We start from the raw sequence: 677 nt of genomic DNA, 5'->3' as shown, positions 1-677 counted from the left end.
ATTTATCATGAATAGCCGTAAAACTCCGTCCTTTAGGGCGGAGATATAAGGCTTAGTTAGTATCTAATTTTTGTTGCTGTTCGATATATTGACGAATAATTGAGATTGGAGCACCGCCACAACTTCCAGCGAAATATGACGGTGACCATAAATGATTACCCCATAATTTTTGTTTTAGGTGGGTTGCATATTTTTTTCTAATCATACGACTAGAGACACCTTTTAAACTATTTACAAGATTAGATATAGCGATTTTAGGTGGGTAATTAATAAGTAAATGGACGTGGTCATGTTCGCCATTAAACTCGATTAACTCAGACTGGAAATCCAGGCATACTCCATCAAAGATACCTTTTAGATCATCAAGGATCATTTGATTAAAAACGTTTTTTCTGTATTTTGTAACAAAGACTAAGTGTATATGAATATTAAATACACAATGTCTTCCATGTCGTATATCTTGTTGACTATTCATAGACCAAGTCTATAATACAGTCATGCGTATAAAGAAAGCCTTTAAATATGAATTAATGCCAAATGGTGCGGATATTCGCAAACTGCGTCAGTTTTGCGGATGCTCTCGGTTTGTCTATAATAGGGCTTTGGCGTATAACGAAGAACAACGTAAAATTGATACTGACTTTAAGTTCAGCTATGCTAAGATTGCGGTTTTGTTA

The 677-nt window shown here is 34.9% G+C and carries 2 protein-coding genes; one reads left to right on the top strand and one right to left on the bottom strand.

The features are described 5' to 3' along the window. Positions 1-52: 52 nt before the first annotated feature. A complete protein-coding gene (gene tnpA / locus QJV33_RS11945) occupies positions 53-475 on the bottom strand; it encodes an IS200/IS605 family transposase (RefSeq protein WP_281461876.1) in 423 nt (140 codons plus the stop codon). Between the two features lie 22 nt (positions 476-497). Between tnpA and QJV33_RS11940 the strand changes: the two genes are divergently transcribed. Further along, positions 498-677: helix-turn-helix domain-containing protein (locus QJV33_RS11940; RefSeq protein WP_281463628.1), on the top strand; the 180-nt coding region annotated here is incomplete at its 3' end.

Source organism: Commensalibacter nepenthis (assembly GCF_029953305.1).
Taxonomy (GTDB): Bacteria; Pseudomonadota; Alphaproteobacteria; order Acetobacterales; family Acetobacteraceae; genus Commensalibacter; species Commensalibacter nepenthis.
This window is presented reverse-complemented; position numbering and strand designations above follow the sequence as displayed.